The sequence below is a fragment of the Pseudomonas sp. NY15354 genome (assembly GCF_048068075.1).
GTDB lineage: Bacteria > Pseudomonadota > Gammaproteobacteria > Pseudomonadales > Pseudomonadaceae > Aquipseudomonas > Aquipseudomonas guariconensis_C.
This window is the reverse complement of sequence record NZ_JBLUPV010000021.1, coordinates 1-25,517: the sequence shown is the minus strand read 5'-3', so window position 1 is coordinate 25,517 and position 25,517 is coordinate 1. Positions and strand designations below refer to the sequence as shown.

At 62.6% G+C, this 25,517-nt stretch carries 24 protein-coding genes; 16 read left to right on the top strand and 8 right to left on the bottom strand.

The genetic code is table 11. The features are described from left to right. Positions 1 to 638: 638 nt before the first annotated feature. From ACNFCH_RS18510 to dksA, 5 genes are all read right to left on the bottom strand, one after another. Complete coding sequence (locus ACNFCH_RS18510; RefSeq protein WP_337159741.1) at positions 639 to 2,093, bottom strand: sigma-54 dependent transcriptional regulator; 1,455 nt, start codon at positions 2,091 to 2,093, stop codon at positions 639 to 641. Positions 2,094 to 2,097: 4 nt separating this feature from the next. After that, positions 2,098 to 5,073, bottom strand: a complete 2,976-nt coding sequence (locus ACNFCH_RS18505; RefSeq protein WP_170831763.1) for a sensor histidine kinase — start codon at positions 5,071 to 5,073, stop codon at positions 2,098 to 2,100. Continuing rightward, positions 5,057 to 5,233, bottom strand: coding sequence for a hypothetical protein (locus ACNFCH_RS18500; RefSeq protein WP_003250005.1), 177 nt, complete (start codon positions 5,231 to 5,233; stop codon positions 5,057 to 5,059). The genes ACNFCH_RS18505 and ACNFCH_RS18500 overlap by 17 nt, the downstream gene beginning before the upstream one ends. Before the next feature lie 283 nt (positions 5,234 to 5,516). After that, entirely contained in the window at positions 5,517 to 6,404 is an 888-nt protein-coding gene (gluQRS, locus tag ACNFCH_RS18495) for a tRNA glutamyl-Q(34) synthetase GluQRS (RefSeq protein ID WP_337159738.1), read from the bottom strand. A 63-nt stretch (positions 6,405 to 6,467) separates the two neighbouring features. Beyond that, positions 6,468 to 6,914: an RNA polymerase-binding protein DksA gene (gene dksA / locus ACNFCH_RS18490; RefSeq protein ID WP_070092263.1), complete on the bottom strand. Its 447-nt coding sequence runs from the start codon at positions 6,912 to 6,914 to the stop codon at positions 6,468 to 6,470. A gap of 211 nt (positions 6,915 to 7,125) precedes the next feature. Between dksA and ACNFCH_RS18485 the strand changes: the two genes are divergently transcribed. Beyond that, positions 7,126 to 8,298, top strand: coding sequence for a pyridoxal phosphate-dependent aminotransferase (locus tag ACNFCH_RS18485; RefSeq protein ID WP_337159735.1), 1,173 nt, complete (start codon positions 7,126 to 7,128; stop codon positions 8,296 to 8,298). Beyond that, on the top strand, positions 8,298 to 9,011 hold the full coding sequence (gene sfsA / locus ACNFCH_RS18480; RefSeq protein WP_367851753.1) for a DNA/RNA nuclease SfsA: 714 nt from the start codon (positions 8,298 to 8,300) through the stop codon (positions 9,009 to 9,011). Before ACNFCH_RS18485 ends, sfsA begins: the two co-directional genes overlap by 1 nt. Here sfsA and ACNFCH_RS18475 read toward each other — a convergent pair. Next, a complete protein-coding gene (locus ACNFCH_RS18475) occupies positions 9,001 to 9,318 on the bottom strand; it encodes a Rieske (2Fe-2S) protein (RefSeq protein WP_337159731.1) in 318 nt (105 codons plus the stop codon). The two genes, sfsA and ACNFCH_RS18475, sit on opposite strands and share 11 nt — an antisense overlap. Before the next feature lie 152 nt (positions 9,319 to 9,470). Here ACNFCH_RS18475 and ACNFCH_RS18470 point away from each other — a divergent pair, with 152 nt between their 5' ends. From ACNFCH_RS18470 to ACNFCH_RS18455, 4 genes are read left to right on the top strand one after another with little or no spacing between them, the layout of a single operon-like run. Then, positions 9,471 to 10,346: a heme/hemin ABC transporter substrate-binding protein gene (locus tag ACNFCH_RS18470; protein ID WP_337159728.1), complete on the top strand. Its 876-nt coding sequence runs from the start codon at positions 9,471 to 9,473 to the stop codon at positions 10,344 to 10,346. Positions 10,347 to 10,396: 50 nt separating this feature from the next. After that, complete coding sequence (locus ACNFCH_RS18465; protein WP_416743288.1) at positions 10,397 to 11,380, top strand: FecCD family ABC transporter permease; 984 nt, start codon at positions 10,397 to 10,399, stop codon at positions 11,378 to 11,380. After that, entirely contained in the window at positions 11,380 to 12,147 is a 768-nt protein-coding gene (locus tag ACNFCH_RS18460; protein WP_416743268.1) for a heme ABC transporter ATP-binding protein, read from the top strand. Before ACNFCH_RS18465 ends, ACNFCH_RS18460 begins: the two co-directional genes overlap by 1 nt. A gap of 12 nt (positions 12,148 to 12,159) precedes the next feature. Next, the gene (locus tag ACNFCH_RS18455) at positions 12,160 to 13,047 is read left to right on the top strand and encodes a ChaN family lipoprotein (RefSeq protein WP_337159724.1); all 888 of its coding nucleotides are present in this window, start codon (positions 12,160 to 12,162) and stop codon (positions 13,045 to 13,047) included. Between the two features lie 183 nt (positions 13,048 to 13,230). On the opposite strand, the gene ACNFCH_RS18450 is transcribed toward ACNFCH_RS18455, so the two are convergent. Continuing rightward, complete coding sequence (locus ACNFCH_RS18450; RefSeq protein WP_070092271.1) at positions 13,231 to 13,509, bottom strand: TfoX/Sxy family protein; 279 nt, start codon at positions 13,507 to 13,509, stop codon at positions 13,231 to 13,233. 331 nt (positions 13,510 to 13,840) lie between these two features. Next, positions 13,841 to 15,403 (bottom strand): AAA family ATPase, encoded by a 1,563-nt coding sequence (locus ACNFCH_RS18445; protein WP_337159721.1) that lies wholly within the window; start codon positions 15,401 to 15,403, stop codon positions 13,841 to 13,843. 154 nt (positions 15,404 to 15,557) lie between these two features. Between ACNFCH_RS18445 and mrcB the strand changes: the two genes are divergently transcribed. The 10 genes from mrcB (at position 15,558) to msrQ (ending at position 25,415) form a co-directional block, all read left to right on the top strand. After that, positions 15,558 to 17,879 carry a penicillin-binding protein 1B gene (gene mrcB / locus ACNFCH_RS18440; RefSeq protein WP_196165609.1) on the top strand — a complete coding sequence of 774 codons (2,322 nt, stop codon included), beginning with the start codon at positions 15,558 to 15,560 and terminating at the stop codon, positions 17,877 to 17,879. A gap of 25 nt (positions 17,880 to 17,904) precedes the next feature. Continuing rightward, on the top strand, positions 17,905 to 18,681 hold the full coding sequence (locus ACNFCH_RS18435; RefSeq protein ID WP_337159717.1) for a tetratricopeptide repeat protein: 777 nt from the start codon (positions 17,905 to 17,907) through the stop codon (positions 18,679 to 18,681). Further along, positions 18,678 to 19,010 carry a YqcC family protein gene (locus ACNFCH_RS18430; RefSeq protein WP_337159716.1) on the top strand — a complete coding sequence of 111 codons (333 nt, stop codon included), beginning with the start codon at positions 18,678 to 18,680 and terminating at the stop codon, positions 19,008 to 19,010. Before ACNFCH_RS18435 ends, ACNFCH_RS18430 begins: the two co-directional genes overlap by 4 nt. Positions 19,011 to 19,056: 46 nt before the next feature. Next, positions 19,057 to 19,224 (top strand): hypothetical protein, encoded by a 168-nt coding sequence (locus tag ACNFCH_RS18425; protein WP_416743267.1) that lies wholly within the window; start codon positions 19,057 to 19,059, stop codon positions 19,222 to 19,224. A 194-nt stretch (positions 19,225 to 19,418) separates the two neighbouring features. Continuing rightward, positions 19,419 to 21,143 carry an acetolactate synthase 3 large subunit gene (locus ACNFCH_RS18420; RefSeq protein WP_070092287.1) on the top strand — a complete coding sequence of 575 codons (1,725 nt, stop codon included), beginning with the start codon at positions 19,419 to 19,421 and terminating at the stop codon, positions 21,141 to 21,143. Between the two features lies 1 nt (position 21,144). After that, a complete protein-coding gene (ilvN, locus tag ACNFCH_RS18415) occupies positions 21,145 to 21,636 on the top strand; it encodes an acetolactate synthase small subunit (protein WP_003250040.1) in 492 nt (163 codons plus the stop codon). 58 nt (positions 21,637 to 21,694) lie between these two features. After that, entirely contained in the window at positions 21,695 to 22,711 is a 1,017-nt protein-coding gene (ilvC, locus tag ACNFCH_RS18410; RefSeq protein ID WP_043215774.1) for a ketol-acid reductoisomerase, read from the top strand. 153 nt (positions 22,712 to 22,864) lie between these two features. After that, positions 22,865 to 23,716, top strand: a complete 852-nt coding sequence (gene pssA / locus ACNFCH_RS18405; protein ID WP_337159711.1) for a CDP-diacylglycerol--serine O-phosphatidyltransferase — start codon at positions 22,865 to 22,867, stop codon at positions 23,714 to 23,716. A gap of 77 nt (positions 23,717 to 23,793) precedes the next feature. Continuing rightward, complete coding sequence (gene msrP, locus ACNFCH_RS18400; RefSeq protein ID WP_337159709.1) at positions 23,794 to 24,807, top strand: protein-methionine-sulfoxide reductase catalytic subunit MsrP; 1,014 nt, start codon at positions 23,794 to 23,796, stop codon at positions 24,805 to 24,807. Beyond that, positions 24,807 to 25,415, top strand: coding sequence for a protein-methionine-sulfoxide reductase heme-binding subunit MsrQ (gene msrQ / locus ACNFCH_RS18395; protein ID WP_337159707.1), 609 nt, complete (start codon positions 24,807 to 24,809; stop codon positions 25,413 to 25,415). The genes msrP and msrQ overlap by 1 nt, the downstream gene beginning before the upstream one ends. Positions 25,416 to 25,517 lie beyond the last annotated feature (102 nt).

Sequence of the window (25,517 nt, the reverse complement as noted above, 5' to 3'; positions counted from 1 at the left end):
TGCCCACAAATCTCAAAGCTTGTGGACGACCCCCAAACCGGGGGTAAAGAGCAAACGGATTGCTTTGGTCGCTGATGTTATGCTGATCATTCGATCCAACCAGTTCAGGCGCTGCTTTTTAGTGCAGTTTTTGTTGTTCTCTGCCTGGCTGTGGGGCAAGCCCCAAACACAACTCCTCTCCAAAAGAATCAGTTAGCTGCGCCTCCGCCGTCTTGTTTTTATTGTGCGTGAGCCGTTTCGTCTTGTTCTTATTCTGGATTGCAGTGCTTGTTATTGTTCTTGTACCAGACATATAGCAGGTGCCGTGCCAACTTTTAGAAAACCAGCAAAATCAATGCTTTGCGGGTTCTGCGCTCTCGGCGTCGGGCGAAAAATGTCGAAATTTCGTTACCGTACGCCTCGGTTGATGTTACGGCTGGGCGGGTGGGGTAACAGATTCCTGGGGCAACTGCGCTGTTACCGGGGAACACCGGCAACGCCGGTGCTCTCAGCCACACCGCTGTAGCTGTAGGAGCAGGTTTACCCGCGAATAGGCCGGTACAAGCACAAGACAGTCGCTCGCGCAGGGGCGGCGTGGTGTGCGGAAGAAGGGGGAGGGGCAGGAGAAGATACGCCTGCCCTGAACGTGCGAGGGCGGATCAGTTGTCGCTGGTGGCGTTGCTCTTGCGCCGTGGAATGCCCAGTCGCTGGCGTCGCTCCCACAGGCATTTGCGGCTGACGCCCAGCTTGCGGGCCAGCTCGGTCTCGGTCATGTGATCCTGATGCTCGAGGACGAAATGCTGGAAGTAATCTTCCAGTGACAAGTCCTCGGTCGGCTCATGGCTGGCATTGTTGGTGCCGGCACTGGCCACGACCGAGGTGGTGTCGAATGACTCTTCGTCCTCCAGGCCGCTCAGCTCGATGTCGATGCCCAGCAGGTCAGCGGAGATTTCCGCGCTCTCGCTGAGAATCACCGCGCGCTCCACAGCGTTCTCCAATTCGCGCACGTTGCCCGGCCAGCTGTAGTGACGGATCGCTTGCTCGGCCTCGGCGGAGAAATGCAGGTCGTCACGGCCGATGCGGGCACTCTGGCGGGCCAGGAAGGCATCAGCGATTTCGTTGACGTCACTGCCGCGCTCGCGCAGGGCCGGAAGCTTCAGGGCAATCACGTGCAGGCGGTAATAAAGGTCTTCACGGAACTGCCCGGCCTTGGCCAGGTTCTTCAGGTCGCGGTGAGTCGCGGCGATCAGACGGACATCGACTTTCTGCGACTGCACCGAGCCGACCCGGCGAATCTCGCCTTCCTGCAGCACACGCAGCAGGCGGGCCTGGGCTTCTAGCGGCAGCTCACCGATTTCGTCGAGGAACAGCGTACCGCCGTCGGCCGCTTCGACAAGACCGGCACGGCCGGCGCTGGCGCCGGTGAACGCACCTTTTTCGTGGCCGAACAGTTCGGACTCGATCAGGGTTTCCGGGATGGCTGCGCAGTTTACCGAGATCATCGGTGCCTTGGCGCGACGCGACAAGTTGTGCAGGGCGCGGGCGACCAGCTCCTTGCCGGTACCGGACTCGCCCTGGATCAGGACATTGGAATCGGTAGGCGCGACCTTGCGGATCTTGCCGAACATGTCCTGCATCGGCGGGCACGAACCGATGATGCCGATTTCGCCGTTGGCGGGCGCCGGGCTGGCTTTGTCGGCAGCGACGGTCTTGCCATTGGCGCGCGGCTCGGCGGCGCTGGCGACGGCAGGTGCCGGGGCATTTTGCCGATCACGCAGAATACGCGCCACGGCCTGGAGCATTTCGTCGTGATCGAAGGGCTTGGCGATGTAGTCCACCGCGCCCATTTTCATTGAGTCGACCGCCGAGCGCAGGCTGGCGTAGCTGGTCATGATCAGCACCGGCGTACCCTGGCCGAGCTTGATCAGCTCGGTGCCTGGGGCGCCGGGCAGGCGCAGGTCGCTGACGATCAGGTCGAAGGTGGCAATGCTGAAGCGTTCCTGGGCTTCCTGCACCGAGCCGGCTTCGCTGACCTGGTACTGGTTCCGCTCGAGCAGTCGACGCAAGGCCGAGCGGATGATGGTTTCGTCTTCGACGATCAGAATGTGCGGCATTGATTCAATTCTCTCGACGGTCTCGAATTTCAGGGGACGTCGCTACGACATGCCTTGGCAGGGTCACGCGGATCCGGGTACCACGTTGGCGTTCGATATCGGCCGGGCTGTCGATGGTGATTTGCCCATAATGCTCTTCCACGATGGAATAGACCAGAGCAAGCCCCAGTCCAGTGCCTTCGCCAGGGTCCTTGGTGGTGAAGAAGGGCTCGAACAGCCGGTCCATGATGTTTTTCGGGATGCCGCTGCCTTCGTCTTCGACGATCAGGTCGACAGTGTGCTCACACACGGCACTGCGCACACGCACGGCGCTGCCGGGCGGCGAGGCATCACGGGCATTGGAAAGCAGGTTGATCAGCACCTGGGCCAGGCGCTGCGGGTCCCCTTCGGCCCAGTGATCCGGGTCGCAGAGGTTGAAGAACTGTACTTCGAAATTGCGCCGGTTCAACGCCAGCAGACCAATGGCATCCTGCGCGACTTCGGCCAGGCACACTGGCTCTTCGCTGTTCTGGTGGCTGCCGCCGGCATGGGCGAAGCTCATCAGCGACTGGACGATGCGCGAAACGCGTTTGGTCTGTTCGATGATCTGGCTGGACAGCTCGATGATCTCGCCATCGCCTTCGCGCTCCTCGCGCAGGTTTTGCGCAAGGCAGGCGATACCGGTGATGGGGTTGCCGATCTCGTGGGCGACCCCCGCAGCCAGACGACCGATGCTCGCCAGGCGCTCGGAGTGCACCAGCTTGTCTTCCAGAGCCTGGGTATCGGTCAGGTCCTCGACCAGCAGCACCAGGCCGCTGTTGCCCGGCGCCAGGGGCTCGGCGATGGCCGCCTTGTGCAGATTGAGCCAGCGGGTCTGCCCGTCCAGGGCCAGGCGCTGCTTGTGCAGGTGTTCGTCGGGAATATTGATGAAGTTCTGCAACAGCCCACGCCAGGGCTCGCTGACAGTGACCAGGCGCGAGCCGACCACGTGCATGGCCGCCACGCCTGTCAGCTCTTCCATGGCCTTGTTCCACATCAGGATCTCCTGGTCCTTGGCCAGGGAGCAGACACCCATGGGCAACTCCTGCAGTGTCTGGCGGTGGTAGCGGCGCAGGGCATCGAGTTCGGCGGCAAGGCCGGTCAGGCGCGAGTGGTAGTCTTCCAGGCGACTTTCGATGAAGTGGATGTCTTCGGTGACGTAGTTCTCGTTACCGGACTTGTATGGCAGGAAGGTCTCGACCATGTCCTGGGCCACGCTCGGCCCCATCAGGCCCGACAGGTTGGCCTCGATGCGATCGCGCAGGCGACGCAGGGCATAGGGACGGCGCTCGTCGAAGGGCAGGTACAGATCACGCAGGGCCTGCTCGACTTCCTTCTGCGCAGCCTTGGCGCCCAGGGGCTTGGCCAGCTGGGTGGCGAACTCCTGAGGTGAGGCGGCATGCAGTTCGCGCCGTTGCGGACGACGCACGTTGTCCACGGCGCAGGCCTCGGCGGCGCTGACTTCTTCGCTGCTGGCGTTGGTGAAGAGCGAGATCAAGGTGAACAGCAGTACGTTGGCTGCCAGCGAGCCGATGGCCGCCATGTGCCAACTGGTGTCGTCCAACACGTAGATCATGTCCAGCAGCGGGATGTAGAACCCCTGCAGATTACCCAGCAGAGGCAGCAGCATGGTCACCATCCACACCGCGATGCCCGCCATCAGGCCGGCGATGAAGCCGCGGCGGTTGGCTGTCGGCCAGTACAGCACCGAGAGCACGCCCGGCAGGAACTGCAAGGTGGCGACGAAGGCGACGATGCCCAGGTTGGCCAGGCTCTGGTGGTTGTTCTGGGTCAGGTAGAAGACGAAGCCGGCTGCGATGATAGCGACGATCAGGGCGCGGCGGGTCCACTTCAGCCAGCGGTAGATGTTGCCCTCGGCCGGTGGCTGGTAGAGCGGCAGCACCAGATGGTTGAGGGCCATCCCCGACAGGGCGAGGGTGGTGACGATGATCAACCCGCTGGCGGCCGAGAGCCCGCCGACATAGGCGAGCAGGGCCAGAGCGGGATTGTCGGCGGCGATGCCCAGGCCTAGGGTGAAGTACTCCGGGTTGGTGCTCGCGCCCAGGCGCAGCCCGGCCCACAGCACCAGCGGCACGGCCAGGCTCATCAGCAGCAGGAACAGCGGCAGGCCCCAGCTGGCGCTGACCAGCGAGCGCGGGTTGAGGTTTTCGGTGAAGGCCATGTGGTACATGTGCGGCATGACGATGGCCGAGGCGAAGAACACCAGCAGCAGGGTTCGCCACGGCCCCTCCTGCAGCGGGGTGTGCAGTGCGGCCAGCGCGGTCTGGTTCTGCAGCAGCCAGACCTCCAGCTGGTGTGGGCCGCCGAACACGCCATACAGCGCATACAGGCCGATACCGCCCAGGGCCAGTAGCTTGATCACCGACTCGAAGGCGATGGCGAACACCAGACCTTCGTGTTTTTCACGCGTGGCGATGTGGCGCGAGCCGAAGAAGATCGTGAACAGGATGATCAGCACGCAGAATGCGAAAGCCACCCGCGCCTTCACCGGCTCGCCGGTGAGGATGCTGATCGAGTCGGCCACTGCCTGGATCTGCAAGGCCAGCAAGGGCAGTACGCCGATCAGCATGAAGATGGTGGTCAGCGCCCCTGCCCAGGTGCTTCGAAAGCGAAACGCCAGCAGGTCGGCCAGCGATGAGAGCTGATAGGTGCGCGTGATCTTCAGGATCGGATAGAGCAGCACGGGGGCCAGCAGGAAGGCGCCGGACACCCCCAGGTAACAGGCCAGGAACCCATAGCCGTACTGATAGGCCAGGCCCACTGAGCCGTAGAAGGCCCAGGCGCTGGCATAGACGCCCAGGGACAGGGTGTAGGTCAGCGGGTGGCGGATGATAGAGCGTGGGATCAGCCCGCGCTCGCTGATCCAGGCCACGCCGAACAGCACCAGCAGGTAGGCGGCGCTGATCAGGATCATCTGGGTCAGGCTAAAGCTCATCGGCATCTCGTTGGCTCTGCAAAATGAAGGTGACGACGATGAGGATCAGCCAGAGCAGGTAGGGGCGGTACCAGGCACCGGTTGGCTCGATCCACCAGTCCATGATGGCCGGGGAAAACAGGTAGATCCCCACGACCAGAAGCAGGACCAAACGATAGATGTACATGCTGGCCTCGATGGTTGGGCGCTGCGGGCTTGGACTTATTATTGGCGCAAATGGCTGGGACGATGCTAGCGGGATTCAACCTCGCTCGGCAACAATTTGAATTTATTGGGTTTTTCAAGCGTTGCGCACGCCGCTTTGCAGCAGCGGCCTTGCGCTGTGATCGGGTGTGTAGCGGCCGTGAATGCGGTACATGGGGTGTATCAGGCAAACCGAGGGCTGATCTTACGGCCGCTTTGCGCCCGATCGCGGCACAAGGGTGCTCCTACATGTGCCCACGCATGCCTCAGTGCAGGTCTGCTTCGGGCACCGTCAGCTGGTGTGCGATCGCGTCGGGACGCCACCGTTGTCGTGCGATCGCCAGCACCTCGGCGGGGCTGGCGCTTTCCATGGCAGGCTCGGTGGCCTGGCCCAGCGCCCGCAGGGCCCGCAACAACAGGGGCGTGGCCTGATCGGAGGACAGTGGCGGCGAGCGATAGGACTTGCCCAGCTTGTGGCCGTCCGGCTGAGTGATCAGTGGAATGTGCAGGTAGCGCGGTTGGGAGAAGCCCAGCAGCTCCTGCAGGTAGAGCTGGCGCGGCGTGTTGTCCAGCAGATCGGCACCCCGCACGATATCGGTGACGCCCTGCCAGGCATCGTCCAGCACCACCGCCAGTTGGTAGGCGTAGAGGCCGTCCCGGCGCTGGATGACGAAATCACCCACGTCACGCCCCAAGTGTTGCTCGAAGGTGCCCTGTACACGGTCGGTAAAGCGATAGATCAACTCCGGCACCCGCAGGCGGATCGCCGCGCCTTCTCGGGCGTGTCCTGCGTTTCGGCACAGGCCCGGATACACTCCGCCGTAGCTTTCCAATTGCTTGCGCGAGCAGGTACAGGCATAGGCCAGGCCCATGCGAAACAGGCGTTCGACCACCTCGGCGTAGGCCTCGTGGCGTTGGCTTTGGTACACCACCTCGCCATCCCATTCCAGGCCGTAGCGCTCCAGGGTCTGCAGGATGGCATCCCGGGCACCGGGCATTTCTCGTGGCGGGTCGGTGTCTTCCATGCGCAACAGCCAGCGGCCGCCGACCGCGCGGGCATCGAGCCAAGAGGCCAGCGCCGCGACGAGCGATCCGAAGTGCAGGAAGCCGCTGGGGGTGGGGGCGAAACGCCCAATGTAGCTGGAGTCGTTCATGGGTGTGCAGGCTATATAAATGAAACGGGGCGCCTCGAGCGCCCCGTTCAGGTGGGAATCAGATCAGGCCTTGCCGACCTGCTTTTCCTTTTTCTCCGCCAGCTCCTTGCAGTCGAAGCACAGGTCGGCGGTTGGGCGCGCCTCCAGGCGACGCAGGCCGATCTCGACGCCGCAGGCTTCGCACCAGCCGTACTCTTCGTCCTGGATCGATTGCAGGGTCTTGTCGATCTTCTTGATCAGCTTGCGTTCACGATCCCGGTTGCGCAGTTCCAGGGCGAATTCTTCTTCCTGGCTGGCACGGTCGGCAGGGTCTGGGAAGTTGGCTGCTTCATCCTTCATGTGGTCTACGGTCCGATCCACACTGGTCATCAGCTCTTGCTTCCAGGCACTGAGGAGTTTGGTGAAATGCTTGCGCATGGGTTCACCCATGTACTCTTCGCCCGGCGTTTCCTTATAGGGTTCGACACCGTACATGGACTGACCGGCTTTTTGCTTTTCTACGGTGGACATGAATAGACCGCCTCTCACTCATCTGATCCAATGCGCAGGCTGCTCCATCTCCGGCACCCGCCGGCCCTGCGACTGCGAGCCGCCGAACTTACCAGATAGATCGGGGGTGCGCTACCCCGCCCGATCCTAGGAGTTGACAGCGGCGCGAGCCGCACGTTCGATGCCGCGCAGGGGTAGAATCACCAGTTTAGACCCAATTGAGAGAAGGCCCATGGCTCAGCCCCACAGTGCGCGTAGTCGCGCTATCGAACCCTTCCACGTCATGGCATTGCTGGCACGCGCCAACGAGTTGCAGGCGGCTGGCCATGACGTCATCCACCTGGAGATCGGCGAGCCGGACTTCACCACCGCCGAGCCCATCGTGGCGGCAGGCCAGGCGGCGCTGGCCGCTGGCCACACGCGCTATACCGCGGCACGTGGCCTGCCGGCTCTACGCGAGGCAATCGCAGGTTTCTACGACCAGCGCTATGGGGTCAGTGTCGACCCTGAGCGGATCCTCATCACGCCCGGCGGCTCCGGTGCCTTGCTGCTGGCCAGCAGCCTGTTGGTCGATCCAGGCAAGCACTGGCTGCTGGCCGACCCCGGCTACCCGTGCAACCGCCATTTCCTGCGACTGGTCGAAGGCGGGGCGCAACTGGTGCCGGTAGGGCCGGAGGTCAACTACCAATTGACGGCCGACCTGGTCGAACGCTACTGGGACAAGGACACTGTCGGTGCCTTGGTGGCCTCGCCCGCCAACCCTACGGGCACGGTGCTCGACCGTGACGAGCTGGCCAGTCTGTCCAAGGCCACCCGTGAGCGCCACGGGCATCTGGTGGTGGACGAGATCTATCACGGTCTCACCTACGGCATGGATGCACCTAGCGTGCTGGAAGTGGACGACCAGGCATTCGTCCTGAATAGTTTTTCCAAGTATTTCGGCATGACCGGCTGGCGGCTCGGTTGGCTGGTTGCGCCGCCCAGCGCGGTGAAGGACCTGGAGAAGCTGGCGCAGAATCTCTACATCAGCGCGCCGAGCATGGCCCAGCATGCCGCGCTGGCCTGCTTCGAACCCCAGACCCTGGCCATCCTCGAAGAACGTCGCGCCGAGTTCGCCCGCCGCCGGGACTTCCTGCTACCGGCCCTGCGTGAGCTGGGCTTTGGCATTGCCGTGGAGCCGCAGGGCGCCTTCTATCTGTATGCCGACATCAGTGCCTTTGGCGGTGATGCCTTCGCCTTCTGCCAGCACTTCCTGGAAACCGAGCACCTGGCCTTCACGCCGGGCCTGGATTTTGGCCGTCACCAGGCTGGCCATCATGTGCGCTTCGCCTACACCCAGAGCCTGCCGCGTCTGGAAGAAGCCGTGCAGCGCATCGCCCGTGGCCTGAAGAGCTGGCAAGGCTGATGTTGTTCTTTCCTGCACTCGAACAGGCGCGCTTGTTGCGCCGGTACAAACGGTTCCTGGCTGACATCGAGTTGGCCAACGGCGAGCAACTGACCATCCATTGTCCCAACACCGGCTCCATGCTCAATTGCATGCGCGAAGGCGGGCAGGTCTGGTTCAGTCGCTCCAACGACCCCAAGCGCAAGCTGCCGGGTACTTGGGAGATCAGCGAAACGCCCCAGGGGCGCCTGGCCTGCGTCAACACCGGGCGTGCCAATGCCCTGGTAGAGGAAGCGCTGCGGGCCGGACGCATCACTGAGCTCGCCGGGTTCACGGCGCTCAAGCGCGAAGTGGCCTATGGCGAGGAGGGCAGCCGGGTGGACTTTCGCCTGGAGTTCGCCGAAGGGCCGGCCTATGTGGAGGTCAAGAGCGTGACCCTGGGCTACCCGGACACGCCGGTCGCAGCCTTCCCCGACGCGGTGACCCAGCGCGGCGCCAAGCACCTGCGCGAGCTGGCTGCATTGGCGCGCCAGGGGATTCGTGCCGTGCAGCTGTATTGCGTCAACCTGACCGGTGTCGAGGCGGTGCGCCCGGCCGAGGAGATTGACGCGGCCTATGCCCAGGCCCTGCGCACAGCAGTGGCCGATGGCGTTGAGGTGCTGGCTTACGGCACGCGCCTGGACGCCGAACAGATCGTCATCGACCGGCCATTGCCGGTGCTGCTCACGCCTTGAGCCAGATGCCCTGGCTGTCTTCCAGGCAGTCCAGGGCCTGCAACTGCTCGCCCTCGCAGGGGCCGGCCACGCATTCGCCGCTTTCGATCAAGAACAACGCCCCGTGATGGGCGCAGTGGATGAGGCTGGCACTCTCGTCGAGAAAGGCATCCGCCTCCCAGTTCAATGCGATGCCTCGATGGGGGCAGCGGTTGCGATAAAGGTAGACCTGACCCTGGCGGCGTACGCCGAACACCTGCTCGCCAGCTACGCTGAATGCGCGGCTGTGGCCTTCGGCGAGGTCGATGGATGCGCAAAGAAAATGCATTGCAGCGGACAGCTCGTGTGACAAAGGGATGGCTTGACGCCTCAATGCGAACAATTATCAAATTGCCCTCAGTCGCTGCGCCAGGCTGTCTATGGTGCGCAGTTCCGTCGCTCGCTACAAGGCGCGCGGCCTGCCTTCTGCAAAGGAAAACGATGATGCGTCGTCCCGCTGCCCTGATCGTCCTGTGCGCAGGTCTTGTGCTTGCCACCCAGGCATTGGCCGCCGAACTCCCGCAGCGCTGGGTCAGTGCCGGCGGTGCCCTGAGCGAATGGATCAGCGCCCTGGGCGGCGAGCAGCGGCTGGTGGGGGTAGATACCACCAGCCAGCATCCTGAGTCGCTCAAGTCGCTGCCCAGTATTGGCTACCAACGGCAATTGTCCGCCGAAGGGATTCTCAGCCTGCGCCCGGATGTCCTGGTCGGCACCGAGGAGATGGGGCCGCCGCCAGTGCTGGCGCAGGTGCGCAAGGCCGGGGTGCGGGTGGAGCTGTTCTCCAGCAAGGCCGAGTTGGGCGCCGTGGACGATAACCTCCTACGCCTGGGCCGCCTGCTGGGTACCGAACAGAAAGCCGCCGCACTGACCGCCGATTACCACCAGCAACTCGATGCGCTGCAGGGCAGGGTCAAACAGGCCCAGGCGAGCCAGAAGGCGCCAGGGGTGTTGCTGCTGGTCGGGCACGCAGGTGCCAAGCCCTTGATCGCAGGCCAAGGTACGTCAGGAGACTGGCTGTTGCGCCAGGCCGGTGCGCGTAACCTGGCCGACCATTCGGGTTACAAGAACTTCTCCGTGGAAGCGCTGGCGGCGCTGGATCCGGATGTGCTGGTGTTCTCCGACCGCACTCTCGATGGCGAGCAGGCGTTGCAGGCCTTGCTCAAGGAGAACCCGGCGTTGGCCGCATCCCGGGCGGTGCGTGAGCAGCGAGTGATAGCGCTGGACCCTACCTTGCTGGTCGGTGGTCTTGGCCCGCGCTTGCCGGCCACCTTGAACACGCTGGCCTTGGCCTTCTACCCGGCGGCCAAGGCTCAATGAGACGTCGTGTTCAACCCCGTACGCTGTTTGCCTGTCTGACCTTGCTGTGCCTGCTGGCGATCTGGTTGTCGCTGGCGCTTGGGCCGGTGAGTCTCCCGCTGTTCGACACCTTGCGTGCTGGCCTGCGGCTGCTGGGTGTGCCGGTTCGTGCCGAGGGGCTGGAGCAGGCGCAGATGATTCTTGGCCAGATCCGCTTGCCGCGAACCTTGTTGGGGTTGGCGGTCGGCGCGGTGCTGGCGTTGTCCGGCGTGACGATGCAGGGGCTGTTTCGCAATCCCCTGGCAGATCCAGGGCTGGTCGGTGTGGCCAGTGGGGCGGCGCTGGGCGCGGCGGTGGCGATTGTCGGCGGTAGCTGGCTGGGCGGAATTCCGGAGTGGTTCTCGCCTTACCTGTTGTCCGGCAGTGCCTTCGTGGGCGGCCTCGGTGTGACCGCTCTGGTCTATCGCCTGGGCCGGCGCGACGGGCAGACCAGCGTCGCCACCATGCTGCTCGCGGGCATCGCCCTGACCGCGTTGGCCGGTTCGGCTGTCGGCTTGTTCACTTACCTGGCCGATGACGCCACGCTGCGTACCTTGACCTTCTGGAACCTGGGCAGCCTCAACGGCGCCAGCTACGAGCGCCTGTGGCCTTTGCTGCTGGTGACGGGCGCAGTGGCCTTGTGGTTGCCCCGCCGCGCACAGGCGCTCAATGCCCTGTTGCTGGGCGAGTCGGAGGCCCGGCATCTGGGCATCGAAGTGGAGGCGCTCAAGCGCGAACTGGTGTTCTGTACCGCCCTGGGCGTGGGCGCTGCGGTGGCCGCTGCGGGGCTGATCGGTTTTATCGGGTTGGTGGTGCCACACCTGGTGCGGTTGCTGGCAGGCCCGGATCATCGGGTGCTGCTGCCAGCCTCGTTACTCGCCGGGGGAGCCTTGCTCCTGTTCGCCGATCTGGTGGCACGGCTGGCGCTGGCACCGGCGGAACTGCCGATCGGTATCGTCACGGCGTTCATCGGTGCGCCGTTCTTCTTGTTCTTGCTGGTACGGGGACGCAGCTGATGTTGGAAGCCCAAGGGGTGCGCCTGCGGCGCGGAACCCAGGAAGTGCTGCAGGGGATCGATCTGCAAGTGCGCCCAGGGCAGGTCCTGGGTGTGTTGGGCCCCAATGGCGCGGGCAAGAGCAGCCTGTTGAGCGTGCTGTGCGGCGAACTGGCCCCCAGCCAGGGACGAGTCCGTTTGCTTGGGCGCGCGCTGGCGGACTGGCCCGGCCAGGTGCGCGCGCGTCACTTGGCGGTACTGCCGCAGGTCTCCACCCTCGGGTTTGCATTTGGTGTCGAGGAAGTGGTTGGTCTTGGTCGATTGCCTCATGCCAGCGGTCAGCAACGCGACCGGGAGATCGTTCAGGCGGCGTTGGGCGCGGCCGACGCCCTGCACTTGGTCGATCGCAGCTATCTGGCGCTGTCCGGCGGTGAGCGCCAGCGGGTGCACCTGGCCCGGGTGCTGGCGCAGTTGTGGCCGGGGGAGGAGGGCGTGACGCTGCTGTTGGACGAGCCTACCTCGATGCTCGACCCCTTGCACCAGCACACCACCTTGCAAGCGGTGCGGCGTTTTGCCGACCAAGGCGCGGCGGTGATGGTGATTCTGCACGACCTCAATCTCGCCGCGCGCTACTGTGACCAGATCCTTTTGCTGGAGCAGGGACGCTGTCATGCGCTGGGCGCCCCGCACCAGGTCCTGACGCCTGACGCGCTCAAGGCGGTATTTGGAATCGATGTGCTGGTGCAGCCGCACCCGGAGCTTGGTCATCCGCTGATCATCACCCGCTAGGAGGCTTTGCCCATGCGCCATCCCGTGTTGTCTGGCCTTTCGATCCTGCTGGCTTTGGTGCTGTCTGGCTGTCAGGCCAGCCTGCCCGACTTGCCGGCGTGGCAGGCCAGCGAAGGGCGCGACAGCGCGCAACTGGGGCAAATTCGCGACTTGGCCAGTGGTGAGCGGCTCACGCCAGAGCAGCTTGTTGCGCACCTGGCACCGGCGCCGCGGGTGCTGGTGGGAGAGAAGCACGACAATCCGGATCATCACGCTTTGCAGCTTTGGTTGTTGCAAGCCTTGGAGGCCCGTCGCTCCCAGGGCAGCGTGTTGCTGGAGATGCTGCAGCCTTCGCAGCAACCCCTGATCGATGCCGTGCAAGGACAGGCGGCAATACCCGAGGATTTGCCCAAAGCCCTGGCCTGGCAGGACGGCTGGGACTGGCAATGGTATGGGCCGATCGTGCGGGAGACTTTGCACCGGAGGATTGCGTTGCTGGCGGCCAATCTATCGCCGGAGGAGTTGCGTCAGGCTTATCGTGATGCCCCGTTGTTGCAGGGGCCGCGCTCGAACGCACCTACGGTCAAGGCCGCGCTGCTCGACCAAGTGCGCGCCGGGCACTGTGGATTGCTGCCGGAAAACCAGCTTCCGGCCATGCTTGCCGTACAGCAGCAACGCGACCGACGCATCGCCGAGCGCGTGCTGGCTGCGCCACAACCGGCCCTGTTGCTGACTGGCAGCTACCATGCGCGCAAGGACTTGGGTGTGCCACTGCACCTGGATGATCTGGGCGCAAAGGGTGAATCCAAAGTGTTGTTGCTGGTGGAGGTGGGCGAAAAAGTCGAGCCGGACATGGCCGACTACGTCTGGTACACGGCCGCCTTGCCTGAGCAGGACTACTGCGCCCAACTGCGTCGTTGATCGGACCTGGGCTTCGCAGGCAAAAAAAGACCCGGCAAATTGCCGGGTCAATAACCGTGATTAGCCTGATGAGGAGATAATCTGAGCGTCCGAACCAGGGACCTTTCAGCTTATCCAACCAGTCTCGCGACCAGTTGTGATAATCATAACGATTCTCATTTGATCGTCAATCCCTCCTCCCACTTATTTTGATTTTTTTTGCGCAGGGCTTTTGGCGTCCAGCTGTTCATCGAGCGCTTGTTTGCGTTCGACCGGCAAATCGTTCCAGTGCATGTCCAGCAGTGCCGCCTCAATGGAGTACAGCAACACCTTCGATGCCCGAAACCCCCGCGACTTCACAGCCTGATAGGCGCCTACCGCGCCCAGGCGGCGCAAGTCCGATGCACTGTGGATGCCGACGGCATGGAGCCATTGCGCGGAGGTCTTGCCAAGATTTCTCAGATGCTGCAATTCATCGTTCATCGGGCCTCCTTGCGATGGCTGAACGAGGTCTTTGGGATAAATCGCGAGCAGGTCTGAGAGGAGTGTAGCGGGGGTTGGGAAATACGCGGCCTTTTGCCATCGGAGCCCGACGGGCGAGGTAAGACCAGACGGCGCGCGCGCTGTCGGAGCGGCCTTGTGCCGCGATCGGTCGCGTAGCAGGCCGTAAACCTGCCGCCCTGGTGTATCAGGCTCGCCGAGTTTGTCGGGCTTGCGGCTGCTGTGCAGCCAATCGCGGCACCAGGCCGCTCCTACAGGTGCAGTGCAACGTCTGTGGGAGCGGCGGTTCGGTTGGCCGGCGGGCAGGGCTTGTTTAGATCCCTGGCAGACGCTGGCGGATCTGTTCGATCAGGTCGTCCATGCTGGCGCTTTCCTGGGTGTCCACGCGCTTGCAGTGGGGGAGTTCTTCGGCGTTCAGCGGTTCGCGGCTGGCCTGCTGGGCCTTGACCACTTCCAGGGTGGCATCGGAGGGGTCGTTGTCCTCGGCCTGACGCTGGGCCAGCCAGCTGGCGATGACGGCATCGGGCGCCTGGCAATCGAGGATCAGGAACGGAACGCCTGTTTCGTTGGCGACCTGTGCCGCGGCCTGGCGCTGGGCCAGCGTGAGGTAGGTGGCGTCGAGCACCACCGGGAAGCCAGCCCGCAGGATGACCGCTGCCAGTTCATGCAGGCGCTGGTAGGTGGCGCGGCTGGCGTCCTGGTCATAGATGCCGGCCTGCAGTTGGCCTGCGCTTTGCTGCTGTTGCTCACCGAACAGGCGCTTGCGCTCCACGTCCGAACGCACGCGGATCGCCCCCAGGGCTTCGACCAGGCGCATGGCTACGTGGCTCTTGCCAACAGCCGAGACACCGTGGGTGATAGCCAGCAGGCGCGACGGAATGGCGCTGTAGCTTTCGGCCAGGTTGGCGTAGTTGCGGTAGGTGCGCAGGGTGGTGGCGCGCTGCACGCCGTCAGCATCGGCCGGCATGCTGAACAGCGCGACCTTGGCACGCACCAGGGCGCGGTAGGCCTTATAGAAGTTGAGCAGTTCCAGGCCTTCGTAGTCGCCGGTCAGTTCCAGGTACTGGCTGATGAAGCGACGGGCCAGCCACTTCAGGCCGCGGTCCTCGAGGTCCATGGCCAGGAAGGCGGTGTCGGCATAGACGTCGGTCAGGCGGAACGGCTCGTTGAACTCAATGCAATCGAAGATCACCACCTTGCCGTCGATCAGCGTGGCGTTGCCCAGATGGATGTCGCCGTGGCATTCACGGATGAAACCTTTGGCTTTGCGCGCCTCGAGCAGGCCATGCAGGCGCTCGAAGCTGCTGCGGGCCCAGGCCTGGAGGTTGTCCAGCTGTTGCAGGTCGGCTTTGTCGCTGAGGAACGGACGGATCTGCTCGAAGTTCTGCTCGACCGGCGCCATGACGCTGTCAGGCGTGCCCAGCGGGTGGTCGACCGGCACCTTGGGCGCCTGCAGGTGGAATTCGGCGATCTGGCGGGCCATCTGGTCGATGTGGCTGGCATTGAGCTCGCCGTTGGCCTGCAAGGTGCTGAGCATCTGGCCCTGCGGGAACTGGCGCATCTTCAAGGCGTATTCGATCGGTGCGCCGTCGCCGCCCAGTTGCGGGGCATCGGCGGTGCCGGTGATCGGCAGCACTTCAAGGTACAGGCCGTCGGTCAGGCGCTGGTTCAGGCGCAGCTCTTCGTTGCAGAAGTGACGGCGTTGGTCCAGCTCAGTGAAGTCCAGGAAGCCGAAGTTCATCGGTTTCTTGATCTTGTAGGCGTATTCGCCGGTCAGCAAAACCCAGGAAATATGCGTTTCGATGAGCTGGAACCCGTCCACCGGGTGGGCATAGAGGGCGGGGTTCTGCAGCGCGCTGATCAGGGCTTGGCTCACGGGCAATCCTTCTGGGGGCAGGGAATTCGAAAGCGCCATTATGGTCAATGGTGCCGTCCCTGCAAACCGCTGGAAATCCTGGCGGATGAACGCGAGCTTTCCGTTTCGTCCCGCAGGCCACTAGCCTTTATCAAAGTGCGTATAATCCGCCGCCATGACTCGTACCCGAAACTCCCGTACCCCCAAGAAACGCCCGACCGGCCGCTCCCGCGCCTGGCTGGGCTGGGCGCTCAAGCTCAGCCTGGTCGGCCTGGTGGTGCTCGCCGGCTTCGCGGTTTACCTCGATGCTGTCGTCCAGGAGAAGTTCTCCGGCAAGCGTTGGACCATTCCGGCCAAGGTATACGCCCGCCCGCTGGAGCTGTTCGTCGGCCAGAAGTTGAGCCGCAACGACTTCCTCACCGAGCTCGATGCCCTCGGCTATCGCCGTGAGGCGGCCGCCAACGGTCCGGGCGCGGCGTCGGTCAACGGCAACACCGTCGATCTCAATACCCGCGGCTTCCAGTTCTACGAGGGCATGGAGCCGGCGCAGTTCGTGCGCGTGCGTTTCTCCGGCGACTACGTGGCGGGGCTGTCCGGTGCCAACGGCGGCAAGCTGGACGTGGTGCGTCTCGAGCCGCTGATGATTGGCGGCATCTATCCCAAGAATCTCGAAGACCGGATCCTGATCAAGATCGACCAGGTCCCGCCTTATCTGCTGGAAACCTTGGTCGCGGTGGAAGACCGTGACTTCTACAGCCACCACGGTGTGTCGCCCAAGTCCATCGCCCGTGCAATGTGGGTCAACACCTCCTCAGGTGCCATGCGCCAGGGCGGCAGTACCCTGACCCAGCAGTTGGTGAAGAACTTCTTCCTGACCAACGAGCGCAGCCTCAGCCGTAAGCTGAACGAGGCCATGATGGCGATGCTGCTGGAGCTGCACTACGACAAGCGCGAGATCCTCGAGGCGTACCTCAACGAGGTATTCGTCGGCCAGGATGGTCAGCGTGCGGTGCACGGCTTCGGCCTGGCCAGCCAGTTCTTCTTCAGCCAACCGCTGCAGGAGCTCAAGCTGCACCAGATCGCCCTGCTGGTGGGCATGGTCAAGGGGCCGTCCTATTACAACCCACGTCGTTATCCCGAACGTGCACTCACCCGACGCAACCTGGTGCTCGACCTGCTCGCGGAGCAGGGCGTGGTCAGCCAGGACGTGGCCGAAGCGGCGAAGAAGATGCCGTTGGGCGTGACCAAGCGTGGCAGCCTGGCCGATAGCTCCTTCCCAGCCTTCCTCGACCTGGTCAAGCGTCAGCTGCGCCAGGACTACCGCGACGAAGACTTGACCGAAGAGGGCCTGCGCATCTTCACCAGTTTCGACCCGATCCTGCAGATGAAGGCCGAAACGGCCATGAGCGAGACCTTCAAGCGTCTGGCCGGTCGCAAGGGCGCTGACGAAGTCGAATCCGCCATGGTGGTGACCAACCCGGAAACCGGTGAAGTCCAAGCGTTGATCGGCAGCCGGCAGGCCGGCTTCGCCGGGTTCAACCGCGCCATCGATGCCGTGCGGCCGATCGGCTCGCTGGTCAAGCCAGCGGTGTACCTGACCGCCCTGGAGCAACCGAGCAAGTACACGTTGACCAGCTGGGTGCAGGACGAGCCGTTCTCGGTCAAAGGCGCCGATGGCCAGGTCTGGCGCCCGCAAAACTACGATCGCCGCCCCCACGGCACCATCTACCTGTACCAAGGGCTGGCCAACTCCTACAACCTGTCCACCGCCAAGATTGGCTTGGAAGTGGGCGTGCCCAACGTGATCAAGACCATCGGCAGGCTGGGTGTGAAGGTCGATTGGCCAGCATTCCCGTCCATGCTACTGGGCGCGGGCGGCATGTCGCCGATGCAGGTCGCGACCATGTACCAGACCATCGCCAATGGTGGCTTCAACACGCCGATGCGCGGTATCCGCAGCGTGCTCACCGCCGAAGGCGAGCCACTCAAGCGCTACCCGTTCCAGATCCAGCAGACATTCGACCCAGGTGCCATCTATCTGGTGCAAAACGGCATGCAGCGCGTGATGCGTGAAGGTACCGGGCGTTCGGTCTACAACGTGCTGCCTCGTTCGCTGACCCTGGCGGGCAAGACCGGCACCAGTAACGATTCGCGCGACAGCTGGTTCTCTGGCTTCAGTCAGGACTTGCTGGCAGTGGTCTGGCTGGGCCGTGACGACAACGGCAAGACGCCGTTCACCGGTGCCACAGGCGCCTTGCAAGTGTGGACCAGCTTCATGAAGAAAGCCGACCCGCTGCCGCTGGACATGCCGCAACCGGACAACGTCGTCCAGGCCTGGATCGACCCGTACAGCGGCCAGGGGTCGGACGGTAGCTGTCCGGGGGCGGTGCAGATGCCGTATATTCGCGGAAGTGAACCGCCTGCCGGCGCCGCCTGTGGTGGCCCGCAAGACCCAGTGGAATCCGTCATGGACTGGGTCAAGGGATGGATGAATTGAGCGCTAGCTTTGAAGAGGGTGTGAAGTGAACAAGTGGCTGTTTCCTGCCTTGACGGCAATTGCCGTGCTCCAGGGGTGCTCCAGCGTTCCGCGCGGCAATATCCCCGTGGTGGACTCGAGCACCCGGGTTTCGAACAGTGAGCGCGTTGCGAGCAATCGTAACGTTGCCCGCCAGGCCAGCGGAGGCACCAGTCAGGCGCAGTCGCTGCCTGAGGATTCCGGTGTGACCGTGGTGATTCCGCAGGGCGCCGGCGCAGCGCCGATCCAGGCCTTCCCGGCCGGTGCGGGCGCAGCACCGATCAGCACAGGACCCATCACCCCCGGCCCTGTCAGCAGCGGCCCGATCGCCACCAACCCCAACCCGATTGCCGACGAGCCGTTCGACATCGCCTCGATGAACAGCGCACCCAGCACGCCGAGTGCACCGACCGGCATTCCGCGCAGCAACGCCAGCGGTGGGTTGTCTGCCGATGAACAGCTCGATGGGCCGGTGCTGGCGCTGCTGACTACCGCTCAGCAGCAACAAGGCAGCGGCGACTTCAACGGTGCTGCCTCGAGCCTGGAGCGTGCCCAGCGCATCGCCCCGCGCGAGCCGCAGGTGTTGTTCCGTCTGGCCCAGGTGCGCCTGGCCCAAGGCGACTCGGCCCAGGCCGAGCAACTGGCGCGTCGTGCCTTGACCTACGCCAACGGTCGTCCCGACCTGCAGGCCGAGCTGTGGAACACCATCGCCCAAGCCCGCGAGAAGCAGGGCGACAGCCAGGGTGCGGCATTGGCACGGCAGAAGGCACGGACCACCTCGTGATGGAACAGCGCATCCTCGATATTGCCGATCATCTGTTGTTGATCGAGCGCGAGTTGCAGGTCCAGGGCTGGTGGAGCGAACAGGCGCCCAGCGCCGAAGCGCTCGCCAGTGTGGTGCCGTTCGCGGTGGACGTGATGGCCTTCGAGCAGTGGCTGCAATGGATATTCCTGCCCCGCATGAAGCTCATCATCGAGCACGGGCACCCACTGCCCAGCGCGTCCGGCATCTTGGTCATGGCCGAAACGGTGTTTGTCGATCGCCCAGAGCAGAGCCGCGAGCTAAGACGTCTGCTGGCAGCGTTTGACCAATTGATCAGTCCTTCCGCCTGATTTCTTCTTTTTTTCCTATAAGGGCCGCAGATTGTGGCCCTTTTTTATGGATTTCTTCGTTTTCCTGCTGCTGACCACCTTTTTCGTGGTGGCAGGAATTCATCCTGGGGAAAAATTGGCAATAATTTTTCTTGACTTGCGCGCGGCGAATCAGAAGAATCCAGATTCCGCTGTAGAGGGACTGCCAGAAGCAGACCCGCTAAGCAGATCATGAGGCGCACACCCGCGCCGACTTGTTACACCCCGCAACGCGTTACCTCGCGCTGGGTGGGAATCCCCCGCAACACTCTGGGGCGCTCCCAATACTTGCTCAGTCAGTGCTGACGTTCGCTCATGCTCTGCTTGGCAGTAAACCTATTAAGACCCGTCCAATGAGGACGGTATTCTGGCGTTTTAGAGGTGAACAACGTGGAGCTTTTATCTGGCGCTGAGATGGTCGTCCGCTTCTTGCGTGACGAAGGCGTTAAGCACATCTATGGGTACCCTGGCGGTGCTCTCCTTCATGTTTATGACGCCCTGTTCAAGGAACCGGAGATCAATCACATCCTGGTTCGTCACGAGCAGGCTGCCACCCATATGGCGGACGGTTACGCCCGTGCCACCGGCAAGGCCGGCGTGGTGCTGGTGACTTCCGGCCCAGGCGCGACCAATGCCATCACCGGCATTGCCACTGCCTATATGGACTCGATTCCGATGGTCATCCTGTCCGGCCAGGTGCCTAGCACCATGGTAGGTACCGATGCCTTCCAGGAAACCGACATGATTGGTATTTCCCGGCCGATCGTGAAGCACAGCTTCATGGTCAAACATGCCACGGAAATCCCTGAAGTCCTGAAAAAAGCCTTCTACCTGGCGCAGTCCGGCCGTCCAGGCCCGGTCGTGGTCGACATTCCAAAAGATATGACCAACCCGGCCGAGAAGTTCGAATACGTCTACCCGAAGAAGGTCAAGCTGCGCTCCTACAGCCCGGCCGTTCGCGGGCATTCCGGCCAGATCCGCAAGGCGGCCGAGATGCTCTTGGCAGCCAAGCGTCCGGTGGTCTACTCCGGCGGCGGCGTGATTCTTGGCGGCGGCTCCGAAGCCCTCACCGAGATCGCCAAGTCGTTGAACCTGCCGGTCACCAACACCCTGATGGGGTTGGGTGGCTTCCCGGGCACCGATCGTCAATTCATCGGCATGCTGGGCATGCACGGCAGCTACACCGCCAACATGGCGATGCACAATGCCGACGTGATCTTCGCTGTCGGTGCACGTTTCGACGACCGCGTGGTCAATGGCCCGGCCAAGTTCTGCCCGAACGCCAAGATCATTCACATCGACATCGACCCGGCGTCGATCTCCAAGATGATCAAGGCCGACGTGCCGATCGTGGGGCCTGTGGAAAGCGTGCTCAACGAAATGCTGGCCATCCTCAAGGAAATCGGCGAGCAGCCTGACAAGGCGGCACTCGATGCCTGGTGGAAGCAGATCGACGAGTGGCGCGGCGACGGTGACCTGTTCCCTTACGACAAGGGCGACGGCAGCGTCATCAAGCCGCAGACCGTGATCGAAACCCTGTGCGAAGTGACCAAGGGCGATGCCTTCATCACTTCCGATGTCGGCCAGCACCAGATGTTCGCGGCGCAGTACTACCGCTTCAACAAGCCAAATCGTTGGGTCAACTCCGGTGGTCTGGGCACCATGGGCTTCGGCTTCCCGGCGGCGATGGGCATCAAGCTCAACTTCCCTGACCAGGACGTGGCCTGCGTGACTGGTGAAGGCAGTATCCAGATGAACATCCAGGAACTGTCCACCTGCATGCAGTACGACCTGCCGGTGAAGATCGTCAACCTGAACAACGGCGTGTTGGGCATGGTTCGTCAATGGCAGGACATGGCCTACAGCGGCCGTCACTCGCACTCCTACGTGGAGTCGCTGCCTGACTTCGTCAAGCTGGTCGAGGCCTATGGCCATGTGGGTATCCGCATCACCAGCCTGAAGGACCTCAAGCCGAAACTGGAAGAGGCTTTCGCGATGAAGGACCGCCTGGTGTTCATCGACATCGCGGTCGACAGGACCGAGCACGTCTACCCGATGCAGATCAAGGACGGCTCGATGCGTGACATGTGGCTGAGCAAGACGGAGCGTACCTGATATGCGGCACATCATTTCCCTGCTGTTGGAAAACGAACCCGGTGCCTTGTCTCGCGTGGTCGGTCTGTTCTCCCAGCGCAACTACAACATCGAAAGCCTGACCGTGGCGCCGACCGAGGATCCGACGCTGTCGCGCCTGACCCTGACGACCGTTGGTCATGACGAAGTGATCGAGCAGATCACCAAGAACCTGAACAAACTGGTCGAAGTGGTCAAACTCGTCGATCTGTCGGAAAGTGCTCATATCGAGCGCGAGCTGATGCTGGTCAAGGTCAAGGCCACCGGCGCCCAGCGCGCCGAGATCAAGCGCACCACGGATATCTTCCGTGGCCAGATCGTCGATGTCACCGCCAGCGTGTACACCGTGCAACTGAGCGGCACCAGCGATAAGCTGGACAGCTTCATCCAGGCCATCGGCACCGCGTCGATCCTGGAAACCGTGCGCAGCGGCGTTACCGGCATTGCCCGTGGCGACAAAGTGCTCAGTATCTGAATACGCATACAAGAATCAGTGATGGCTCCGTGGAGCCGAGATATAACAGGGGTATTTCATGAAAGTTTATTACGACAAAGACTGCGACCTTTCCATCATCCAGGGCAAGAAAGTCGCCATCATCGGTTACGGCTCCCAGGGTCACGCCCAGGCGTGCAACCTGAAGGACTCCGGTGTGGACGTTACTGTCGGTCTGCGTAAAGGTTCGGCTACCGTTGCCAAGGCAGAAGCCCACGGCCTGAAAGTTGCTGACGTTGCCACCGCCGTCGCTGCTGCCGACCTGGTCATGATCCTGACCCCGGACGAGTTCCAGGGCGCCCTGTACAAGAACGAAATCGAGCCGAACATCAAGAAGGGCGCTACCCTGGCCTTCTCCCACGGCTTCTCGATCCACTACAACCAGGTCGTTCCACGTGCCGACCTCGACGTGATCATGATCGCGCCGAAGGCCCCGGGCCACACCGTTCGCTCCGAGTTCGTCAAGGGCGGCGGCATCCCTGACCTGATCGCTGTCTACCAGGACGCTTCCGGCAACGCCAAGAACGTTGCTCTGTCGTACGCTTCGGGCGTCGGCGGCGGCCGTACCGGCATCATCGAAACCACCTTCAAGGACGAAACCGAAACCGACCTGTTCGGTGAGCAGGCCGTTCTGTGCGGTGGTACCGTCGAACTGGTCAAAGCCGGTTTCGAAACCCTGGTCGAAGCTGGCTACGCGCCGGAAATGGCCTACTTCGAGTGCCTGCACGAGCTGAAGCTGATCGTTGACCTCATGTACGAAGGCGGTATCGCCAACATGAACTACTCGATCTCCAACAACGCCGAGTATGGTGAGTACGTCACCGGCCCAGAAGTCATCAACGAAGAATCCCGCAAGGCCATGCGCAACGCTCTGAAGCGCATCCAGGACGGCGAGTACGCGAAGATGTTCATCTCCGAAGGCGCCACCAACTACCCATCGATGACCGCCAAGCGTCGTAACAACGCCGCTCACGGCATCGAAGTCATCGGCGAGCAACTGCGCTCCATGATGCCTTGGATCGCAGCCAACAAGATCGTCGACAAGACCAAGAACTAAGTCTTGCGTCGGTAACATGAAAAACGCGGCTTCGGCCGCGTTTTTTCGTTTACGCGGCCTGCTTCTGGTATAAAGCGACCAGTGGCTTGCCGTCAGAACCTGTTTCGCAGGCCCGTGTCGAACATTTTCCACCCCAGTTGCAAGGTACTTTTCATGAGCGAACGTCCCGAAGAGCCGAACAAGCCCTCCGACGCCGAAAGCCTGCTACCTGTCGATGAGCATATTGAAGAAGGGCATGACGCCGAAGGGCGCAAGGTCCGTCATCGTGGCATCTATCTGCTGCCCAATCTGTTCACGACCGCCAACCTGTTTGCCGGTTTCTATTCCATTGTCAGCTCTATCAGCGCCCACGGTTACCTCAGTGCGGGCGACCCGCGTGAAGCGAGCAAGTACTTCGCCTTCGCCGCGATCGCCATCTTTGTGGCCATGGTTCTCGATAGTCTCGATGGTCGCGTTGCACGCATGACCAATACCCAGAGCGCCTTCGGTGCCGAGTATGACTCGCTGTCGGACATGGTCGCCTTTGGCGTTGCGCCTGCCTTGCTGGCGTTCGTCTGGGCGCTGGGCGACATGGGCAAGGTCGGCTGGATGGTCGCCTTCATCTACGTTGCTGGCGCGGCATTGCGTCTGGCGCGCTTCAACACTCAAGTCGGCACTGCTGACAAACGCTACTTCATCGGCCTAGCCAGCCCAGCTGCTGCGGGTGTGGTCGCCGGTACCGTGTGGGCTTTCAGCGACTATGGCATCCTGGGTTCCAAGCTGTCGTTCCTGGTCGCCTTGCTGGTGGCGGCTGCCGGCATGCTGATGGTCAGCAACATCAAGTACAACAGCTTCAAGGAACTGGACCTCAAAGGGCGTGTGCCTTTCGTGGCCATCCTGGCCGTGGTGCTGGTGTTCGCGGTGGTGTTCAGCGACCCGCCCCGAATCCTGCTGCTGATCTTCCTCGGCTATGCGATTTCCGGTCCGGTGCAGTACCTGCTGCGCGGTCGTCGTCGTAAAAGCTGACGATGATTTAATGCTGGAATAACCCTCCGGCTCCATAGTCTTACAGGTACATCCGTTGCCTGTGCTATGGAGCCGTCATGCTTATCAAGTCTCCCAGGTCGTCCGACTGCAAAGCGTCGGAGATCACTCCCGAAAGCCTCTATCTTTCCAGGCGTGCAGTACTTGGTGCTTCCCTGGCGGGGCTGGCCCTTGGCGCATTGCCGCGGACTAGCTTGGCTGGCGAAGCGTCGCGCTATGCCGATGTCACGCCCGGTGCCGCACCTGCTTGGTTCACTGACAAGCTCGCGGCTACGCGCTGGCAGGCCGTGACGGTCAAGGACGAGGCAATCACGCCGTTTAAAGACGCCACCCACTACAACAACTTCTATGAGTTCGGCCCCGACAAGGGGGATCCGGCGGCCAATGCCGGCGCGCTGAAGACCGAGCCCTGGAGTCTGGTGGTCGACGGTGAAGTGGCCAAACCCGGTCGCTACGCCCTTGAAGACTTCGTGAAGCCCTACCAGCTCGAAGAGCGCATCTACCGGTTGCGATGCGTCGAGGCTTGGTCGATGGTCATTCCCTGGTTGGGCTTTCCGTTGGCGCAGGTGCTCAAGCAGGTCGAGCCAACCTCCAAGGCGCGCTACGTGCGCTTCGAGACGCTGCAGGATCCGCAGAGCATGCCAGGGCAGCGCTCTGGCTTTGCCTTGATCGACTGGCCCTATGTGGAAGGGCTGCGCCTGGATGAGGCGATGAACCCATTGGCGATCCTGGCGGTGGGCATGTACGGCCGGGAGCTTGCCAATCAGAACGGCGCGCCGCTGCGCCTGGTGGTGCCGTGGAAGTATGGATTCAAGAGCATCAAGTCCATCGTACGCATGAGCCTGGTGGCGGAGCAGCCGAGTACCACGTGGGAAAGTCTGGCGCCCACGGAATATGGCTTCTATGCCAACGTCAACCCGACGGTCGATCACCCCCGCTGGAGTCAGGCCAGGGAGAGACGTTTGCCCAGTGGGCTGTTCAGTCCCAATGTGCGCGACACCCTGATGTTCAATGGTTACGCCGATGAAGTGGCGTCGCTTTATACAGGGCTCGATCTGCGGAAGAACTACTGATGCGTTATCCCTGGTTTCGCCTGGTCATTTTCCTGGTGGGGTGTGCATTTCCCGGGTGGTGGCTATATGAAGCAGCGATGAGCCTGCTGGGGCCAGACCCTGGCAAGATCCTGGTGGACCGGCTGGGCCTAGGGGCATTGACCTTTCTGCTGGTGACATTGGGCATGACCCCGTTGCAGCGGCTGACAGGGTGGTCGGGCTGGATCGTCGTGCGGCGTCAGTTGGGGTTGTGGTGCTTTGCCTACATCGTGTTGCACATGACGTCCTACATGGTGTTCATCTTGGGGCTGGATTGGGGGCAGTTGGGCGTCGAGTTGCGCAAGCGCCCCTACATCATCGTGGGGGCGCTGGGTTTTCTGGGGCTGCTGGCCCTAGCGGTGACGTCTAATCGCTACAGCCAGCGACGGCTGGGTGCTCGATGGAAGAAGTTGCACCGATTGGTCTATGTGATTCTCGGCCTGGGGTTGTTGCATTTCCTCTGGATCGTTCGCTCGGACCTTGAAGAGTGGGTGATATACGCTGCCGTCGGGGCGGTGCTGCTGATCGTGCGAATACCGCCTGTGTGGCGCCGTATCCCCCGTTTAGTGGGGCGGGGCAGGGCGATATGAAAGTTTTTTGAAAATAAGTGTTGACGGGGTTTCGAATCCCCTTATAATGCGCCCCACTTCCGACGCAGTCGAAACGCAAAACTCCTTGAGAATCAAATAGTT

Excerpts from the sequence above, each read along its gene's own strand:
- ACNFCH_RS18485 (WP_337159735.1), top strand. The coding sequence starts at position 7,126 with ATGGCTCAGCCCCACAGTGCGCGTAGTCGCGCTATCGAACCCTTCCAC.
- ACNFCH_RS18470 (WP_337159728.1), top strand. The coding sequence starts at position 9,471 with ATGATGCGTCGTCCCGCTGCCCTGATCGTCCTGTGCGCAGGTCTTGTG.
- ACNFCH_RS18500 (WP_003250005.1), bottom strand. The coding sequence starts at position 5,233 with ATGTACATCTATCGTTTGGTCCTGCTTCTGGTCGTGGGGATCTACCTG.
- dksA (WP_070092263.1), bottom strand. The coding sequence starts at position 6,914 with ATGTCCACCGTAGAAAAGCAAAAAGCCGGTCAGTCCATGTACGGTGTC.
- ACNFCH_RS18460 (WP_416743268.1), top strand. The coding sequence starts at position 11,380 with ATGTTGGAAGCCCAAGGGGTGCGCCTGCGGCGCGGAACCCAGGAAGTG.
- ACNFCH_RS18505 (WP_170831763.1), bottom strand. The coding sequence starts at position 5,073 with ATGCCGATGAGCTTTAGCCTGACCCAGATGATCCTGATCAGCGCCGCC.
- sfsA (WP_367851753.1), top strand. The coding sequence starts at position 8,298 with ATGTTGTTCTTTCCTGCACTCGAACAGGCGCGCTTGTTGCGCCGGTAC.
- ACNFCH_RS18455 (WP_337159724.1), top strand. The coding sequence starts at position 12,160 with ATGCGCCATCCCGTGTTGTCTGGCCTTTCGATCCTGCTGGCTTTGGTG.
- mrcB (WP_196165609.1), top strand. The coding sequence starts at position 15,558 with ATGACTCGTACCCGAAACTCCCGTACCCCCAAGAAACGCCCGACCGGC.
- pssA (WP_337159711.1), top strand. The coding sequence starts at position 22,865 with ATGAGCGAACGTCCCGAAGAGCCGAACAAGCCCTCCGACGCCGAAAGC.
- ACNFCH_RS18510 (WP_337159741.1), bottom strand. The coding sequence starts at position 2,093 with ATGCCGCACATTCTGATCGTCGAAGACGAAACCATCATCCGCTCGGCC.
- msrP (WP_337159709.1), top strand. The coding sequence starts at position 23,794 with ATGCTTATCAAGTCTCCCAGGTCGTCCGACTGCAAAGCGTCGGAGATC.
- ACNFCH_RS18425 (WP_416743267.1), top strand. The coding sequence starts at position 19,057 with ATGGATTTCTTCGTTTTCCTGCTGCTGACCACCTTTTTCGTGGTGGCA.
- ACNFCH_RS18450 (WP_070092271.1), bottom strand. The coding sequence starts at position 13,509 with ATGAACGATGAATTGCAGCATCTGAGAAATCTTGGCAAGACCTCCGCG.
- ilvC (WP_043215774.1), top strand. The coding sequence starts at position 21,695 with ATGAAAGTTTATTACGACAAAGACTGCGACCTTTCCATCATCCAGGGC.
- ilvN (WP_003250040.1), top strand. The coding sequence starts at position 21,145 with ATGCGGCACATCATTTCCCTGCTGTTGGAAAACGAACCCGGTGCCTTG.
- gluQRS (WP_337159738.1), bottom strand. The coding sequence starts at position 6,404 with ATGAACGACTCCAGCTACATTGGGCGTTTCGCCCCCACCCCCAGCGGC.
- msrQ (WP_337159707.1), top strand. The coding sequence starts at position 24,807 with ATGCGTTATCCCTGGTTTCGCCTGGTCATTTTCCTGGTGGGGTGTGCA.
- ACNFCH_RS18475 (WP_337159731.1), bottom strand. The coding sequence starts at position 9,318 with ATGCATTTTCTTTGCGCATCCATCGACCTCGCCGAAGGCCACAGCCGC.